Raw genomic sequence first — 5,840 nt, 5'->3', positions numbered from 1 at the left:
ATCATGCAGAAAATGATCAAAAGTATTTTCGTTCTGTTCTTATTGGGATTTTTCACACAGGCACAGGCAGAGGAGAACTGCAATGGGTGGGGCACAGAAAAATATTTCAAGACAGCGACCCTTGAGGGCGTGACCGCATGCCTTGACGCAGGTATTGATCCCAATGCATGGCAAAAAGATGATCGGACGCCCCTGCATAATGCGGCAGCGAACAGCGAGGATCCAGGTGTTATCAAAGCCCTGATTGATGCGGGCGCAGACCCTATGGCACTGAAAGAAGGCTGGACACCCCTACATAGTGCGGCTGGGAACAGTGAGAATCCGGATGTTATTAAGGTACTGCTTGATGCGGGCGCAGACCCCAATGCGAAGGACGACGACAACCGAATGCCCCTGCATTGTGCGGCTGCGAGCAACGAGAACCCAGATATTATTGTGGTGCTGGTTCATGCTGGCGCAGATATTAACGCGCGGCTTAATGAACACGGAAACACGCCGTTGGTTTTGGCGAAGCTGAACAACAAAAATAAAGCCGTTATCGAGGTTTTGCGCGATGGTGGCGCGAGGGGGAAACCACAGGAAGAAGTCGGTTTCCTCAAGACAGCCGCCGCACTTTTAGGTGGTGCTGCGATTATGTATGCTGGCAAAGACGCAGAAGACCAGGAGGCGGTTGCAAGGGCTGTACGCGAGTACATGAAAGGTGTGATAAACGAGCAACCTGCTGGGACTATCAACCCAGCTGCGACATCCTCGCAGTCTCAGCGCGGACAAGCGCACGGGCAAGACCAGTTGCAACAGGCACTTCTCAATCTCGAAAAGGTGTGTGGGGAAAAATACCAGGGTAAGTTTTCGGACAGTGACCACGCGCGGTTTTACTGCCTGGCCGCTTTCAATGACTACTGTGCGCTCAAGAGAGCGAAAAGTGACGAGGCCATAAGTAAATTGCGGGCGAGCCTGCAACAGAATTGTACGGCACTGAAAAAGGATGGGCTGGAGAGTAAGTGTCCGTATTGTAAATAGCAGTATCACAAACAAAAGGGAGGACCGTCATGAAAGGTTTAGCCGCGATAGTATTCATATTTTTTGTGGGATCGGAAAGTGCTTATGCAAATGGGCCTGTCCCAAACCCAACGAAACCACCGGCGGATACCACTGATGTCCCAAACCCACTGAAAGTACCAGGCGATACTATTTATGTCGTAGCCCAACCGAAAGTACCGGGCGATACTATTTATGTCGCAATCCAAGTCGAAAACCAAAAGTCCCTGAACGAGATAAACGGTCTCCAGGAAAAAGTTCTGAATAACAAGGGGGATACTGTTAGCTGGTGGCTGAACTTGATCGCTATAGTTCTTGGATTTTTTGCCTTTATGGTTCCCCTTGCCGGTTACATCGCCTTCGGTAGATTCAGAGAAATAGAACGCGACGCAAAAGACGCAAGCGGCAGAATAGGTGAAATCAGAGACAATGCACAAAGAGAAATTGACAAAATAATAAAAGAAGGCAACGAACAGATAGAGCGGTTCAAAAACACCACCTCCGCCCCCCCCCAAAGTGCCGAAAAGAATATCGCTGATGATTCCTCGCCGCAACCAGTCAAACTAAACAAAAAATATATTGCTGCTTGGATTGCTTGGCCTTTATGTGTGGTTGTAGCTGATTTTTTGTTTGATGGATGGCTTAAAACCATTTCATGGATTTTTTGTGCGATATATTTTGCCGTCTTGGTAGTCGGGACGATTCTTAGAGCGGAGAAAGAGGGCACGTTCTCGGAACGGGTTTGGAGATTCTATAAAAACAAAACTGCACATATTCCTCTGCTTATAGGTGGCATAGCGTGGATTTGTTTGAGGCTATTCGGAGAGCTTAATATGGGCGTCTTAGATTTGCTTCACCTTGTAGTCAAATTAGATGCAGGTCTCCAGTTTCTCATTATCGGAATCTTCGGGTACCTTCTATTGTACATTTATTCTGGACGGAAATGATAGGAGACCCCATGCGAACACTCACCCCCTTTCTCATCCCCGTCTTCTTGTCCCTTTCCGCGGTCGCGTCTGCTGCCGACTTGACCCACATCCCGGACAAGGACTTCGATACACTGAAAGCCGCCGGAAACATAGCCCCTACCGGCATCTGGTCGGATGGGACGACTATGTGGGTAGCAGACTATTGGGGCGATAAAATTTACGCCTACAACATGAGAACCAAAGCCCGTGACCCGGACAAAGACTTCAATACCCTAAAAAACGCTGGAAATACCGCTCCCCTCGGCATCTGGTCGGATGGGACGACCATGTGGGTAGTGGACTTCGGGGGCCGCATTTATGCCTACAACATGAGGACTAAAGCCCATGACCCGGACAAGGGCTTCTATCTCGCCGTAGAACACGACGTCCCTGAAGGAATCTGGTCGGATGGGACAACCATGTGGGTGAAGGAAAGCTCTTACCAATTCGATAAGATTTATGCCTACAACATGAGGACTAAAGCCCGTGATCCGAACAAAGACTCCGATCTCGCCATAGGAAATACCGATCCCGAGGGGGTCTGGTCGGATGGGACAACCATGTGGGTAGTGGACAGGAGCGATAAAATTTATGCCTACAGTGGTCTAGCCGCCGTCAGTGACCAGGGCGTCGGGCGCGACCAGGGCATTCAGGATTTTTCAATGAAAATCAGGGGTACGAGGGGGAGCCTTGAAATTTGCGTGCGTGACCACGATTGCGAAGATGGGGATGAGATCAAGGTTGATGTGGACGGCAGGACGATATTTTCCGGGGAGATTGACAACGAGTGGAACTGCTACACGCTGAATGTGTGGGCAGGGGCAGTCTATATAGTGGAATTGACAGCCCTCAACGGCACAGGATACAAGGGAGACTGTAGCTACATAGACGCGAACACGGGCGAGATCCGCGTTACAGGCGAGAATGTGGAAACGCAAGTGTGGCGGCATCGCGGGGGCAAGGGATCAATGGCGGGGATTATCGTTGAGACGGCGAGGTGATAGCAGGGAAAGGGGTTCAGTATGTGGCGTAAATTTGTTGTACTGGCCGTTGTGGTGGGTTTCTCGATGGTGTATTCAGCATATTCGCAACCGAGTTTTCCAATGCCTGATATGGTGGTGATACCAGCGGGCAGTTTTCAGATGGGCTGCGTGTCGGGCATAGACTGTTACGACGATGAGAAGCCTGTGCGTGAAGTGAAGATAGACTCGTTTGCCCTATCGAAGTATGAGGTGACGTTTGAGAAGTACGACGCTTTCACGGATGCGACGGGACGCGAGCGGGCAAACGATGAAGGTTGGGGACGCGGTCGGCGTCCTGTGATTAATGTTTCGTGGTATGACGCGATAGCGTACACAGAATGGCTATCGGATCAGACGGGGAAAACCTATCGCTTGCCGAGCGAGTCGGAGTGGGAGTATGCTGCGCGAGCAGGAACGGGGACTGCGTATAGCTGGGGGGATAGCATAGATTACGACCGTGCCAATTGCGACGGTTGCGTTAGTGCATGGGATGGTGAGAAGACAGCACCAGTGGGATCTTTTGAGGCGAATGCTTGGGGTGTGTACGATATGCACGGGAATGTGAGTGAGTGGGTACAGGACTGTTGGAGACCCAGCTACAGGGGCGTGCCAACAGACGGTTCTGCGGGGGTACGTGGAGACTGCAATAGGCGCACGATGCGTGGTGGATCGTGGGCCAACAAGCCGAGGATCTTGCGCTCGGCGACTCGCCTTACATATTCCTCCGGGGCTCGGTACAACTTCTACGGTTTTCGTGTCGCCAGGTCTTTTTAGTTCTTGATTCTTTACCGCATCTTTCGTCTTCGCCGCATAAAAATTGATGACAGGAGACACTCATGCGAATGTTTATCGGCTTTTTCATTCCGGCCTTATTGGGATTCTTTGCGGTTGCATCTGCCCAACTGCCGCCAGAGATCATAGCAGACAAATATCTGATGCAGGCAGAACAGTTACATGCGAAAAAAGACTATGTGGCTGCGCTCAATATGATGGATAAGGCCATTGCGCTGCAAAAAGAACATAATCTCACATTGCCGGTCGAATTTCCCTTCAAGTATGCACAGGTTGCCTTTTCTGTAGGCTCAATGCAGACCGCGCTTGACGCGGTGAGCAAGTATCTGTCAGTAGGGAGGGGGAGCGTGTTCTACAAAGAGGCACTGGCGTTGCTCATCGAGATTGAGGAGAAGATTGAGGAGGAGATTAAGAAGTTTGAGTTTTCTCCTGAGAAGACGTGTGACGGAAAGCCATTGCGCTCCAGTTGTTGGATGGTGTTGGCCAGCCACCCTGAATGCTATGTCTGGGAAAGCGAGTACTATGACGGCCAGACTGTAACCTGGTCTGGCGAATGTTCAGGTGGCTTTGCCGAAGGCGAGGGAACACTTGTCGAGATTCATACGAGTGAATACATAGGAGTAGGAAAAATAGAACTAACAGGACGCCTTCAGAATGGCAAAATGCACGGACAATGGATCATCCGTACACATCACGGGCGCTTTGGGACAGTAATTGAAAAAGGCCCTTATGTGAACGGTAAGAGGCACGGACTATGGGCCACGCTTTACGGGGAAAGCGAATTTGGCAATTGCGACTTTGAAGGCCCTTATCTCAATGACAAACTGCACGGGGAATGGGTCTATCGTGCGAGGGATGGACGGCGCGTCGGGGGTGGCACTTATGTGGACGGTAAGGCGCAAGGGAAATGGATCGACCCTTTCTGTTCTGACGGAACACAATGGGAAGGCCCTTATGTGGACGGCAAGCGTCACGGGCAATGGGTCTATCGCCGTGCGGACGGGACTATCGGAGATAAAACAACGTATGTGAACGGCGAGGAGCAATAGCCTTTGCAGAAGATTCCCAGTCACGTTTGTGGACAGGGAAAGCAGTCTATGTCCTGGATCAAAGCTACGAAAAGCTGTACCAATCACAGGCTTGAACCCCAAACTCTAAATACTTCACTAAAACGGGAGAACTCCACACATGTAGTAATCCACGTTGTGGATTGGCGTGTTTGGAATGAAATTTCGGCAGATAAACAGAAGATTTCTGAGTTGCTATTTTCTGGCTTGGTAACATACTCAATTGATGTAGAATCCGGTATAGATGAGTATGAAAGATTTAGCCTGACTATGCCAGAAAATAAGAGTTTAAACGAACTACTTGATATGCGGAGATGTAGTCGTCCCTCCAACAGCGATAGTGGTTCTTCGGCGGGGATAACGGAAGGGGCAAGCCAACATCTATCAGGCGTTAATCAATACCATGACCAATAATCCCGGTATGGTCAATGGTGTTTTCTATTGGGATAATTGGATAGCCAGTGATGATCTCTATACGAGTTGGTGGGTAAATCGCCGACGCCGAAGTTTTGCCATTCTCGGAAAGCCAGCCGAGGAGGTCATGCGGGCGGCATATAAATCCTACAAGTAACCGAAATTCTGGCGTATTGTAGGGCGGGCTGAACGATCCGGACGGGGTGCCGGTATAATATCTGGGATAGGTCAGGGAGATCGGCCCGTAGAGGACTTTATACACGGCCATATCACACAGGAGGGCAACATGGAAAGATGGGAACGGTGGGTAAGTTTGGGTAGTTTTTTTATCGTTGTCATAAGTGGCGCGTTCTGGTTTGGGCGCTGGGAAGCCCAAGAAAGCAAAGCCTTAGAGAGAATCGACAAGGCTAAGGACGAGGCGATTGGAGAATTCCAAGAGACATTGAAAAAAACTTTTTCATATCCCGATACTACAACCTATGAGTGGAACCAAGGGGATGAGGAAGTTAAAATGATCAGGGTAAGGGAAGGCCTTTGTT

Annotated in this window: 7 protein-coding genes; 6 read left to right on the top strand and 1 reads right to left on the bottom strand. The window is 50.0% G+C overall.

What is annotated here, in order from left to right; translation table 11 throughout:
* The 5 genes from OXH16_09220 to OXH16_09200 form a co-directional block, all read left to right on the top strand.
* On the top strand, nt 1-1,020 hold a 1,020-nt coding region (locus OXH16_09220; protein ID MCY3681567.1), incomplete at its 5' end, for an ankyrin repeat domain-containing protein.
* A 29-nt stretch (nt 1,021-1,049) separates the two neighbouring features.
* On the top strand, nt 1,050-1,985 hold the full coding sequence (locus OXH16_09215) for a hypothetical protein (protein ID MCY3681566.1): 936 nt from the start codon (nt 1,050-1,052) through the stop codon (nt 1,983-1,985).
* A gap of 11 nt (nt 1,986-1,996) precedes the next feature.
* Entirely contained in the window at nt 1,997-3,007 is a 1,011-nt protein-coding gene (locus tag OXH16_09210; GenBank protein ID MCY3681565.1) for a hypothetical protein, read from the top strand.
* 21 nt (nt 3,008-3,028) lie between these two features.
* Nucleotides 3,029-3,802 (top strand): formylglycine-generating enzyme family protein, encoded by a 774-nt coding sequence (locus tag OXH16_09205; protein MCY3681564.1) that lies wholly within the window; start codon nt 3,029-3,031, stop codon nt 3,800-3,802.
* Between the two features lie 62 nt (nt 3,803-3,864).
* Nucleotides 3,865-4,869, top strand: a complete 1,005-nt coding sequence (locus OXH16_09200; protein MCY3681563.1) for a hypothetical protein — start codon at nt 3,865-3,867, stop codon at nt 4,867-4,869.
* 409 nt (nt 4,870-5,278) lie between these two features.
* On the opposite strand, the gene OXH16_09195 is transcribed toward OXH16_09200, so the two are convergent.
* Nucleotides 5,279-5,563: a hypothetical protein gene (locus OXH16_09195; GenBank protein MCY3681562.1), complete on the bottom strand. Its 285-nt coding sequence runs from the start codon at nt 5,561-5,563 to the stop codon at nt 5,279-5,281.
* Nucleotides 5,564-5,587: 24 nt separating this feature from the next.
* Between OXH16_09195 and OXH16_09190 the strand changes: the two genes are divergently transcribed.
* On the top strand, nt 5,588-5,840 hold a 253-nt coding region (locus OXH16_09190; protein ID MCY3681561.1), incomplete at its 3' end, for a hypothetical protein.

Source organism: Gemmatimonadota bacterium (genome assembly GCA_026705765.1).
Classification (GTDB): Bacteria; Latescibacterota; UBA2968; order UBA2968; family UBA2968; genus VXRD01.
The sequence above is the reverse complement of the archived record's forward strand: the minus strand, read 5'-3'. Positions and strand labels throughout refer to the sequence as shown.

Excerpts from the sequence above, each read along its gene's own strand:
- OXH16_09215 (MCY3681566.1), top strand. The coding sequence starts at position 1,050 with ATGAAAGGTTTAGCCGCGATAGTATTCATATTTTTTGTGGGATCGGAA.
- OXH16_09210 (MCY3681565.1), top strand. The coding sequence starts at position 1,997 with ATGCGAACACTCACCCCCTTTCTCATCCCCGTCTTCTTGTCCCTTTCC.
- OXH16_09205 (MCY3681564.1), top strand. The coding sequence starts at position 3,029 with ATGTGGCGTAAATTTGTTGTACTGGCCGTTGTGGTGGGTTTCTCGATG.
- OXH16_09200 (MCY3681563.1), top strand. The coding sequence starts at position 3,865 with ATGCGAATGTTTATCGGCTTTTTCATTCCGGCCTTATTGGGATTCTTT.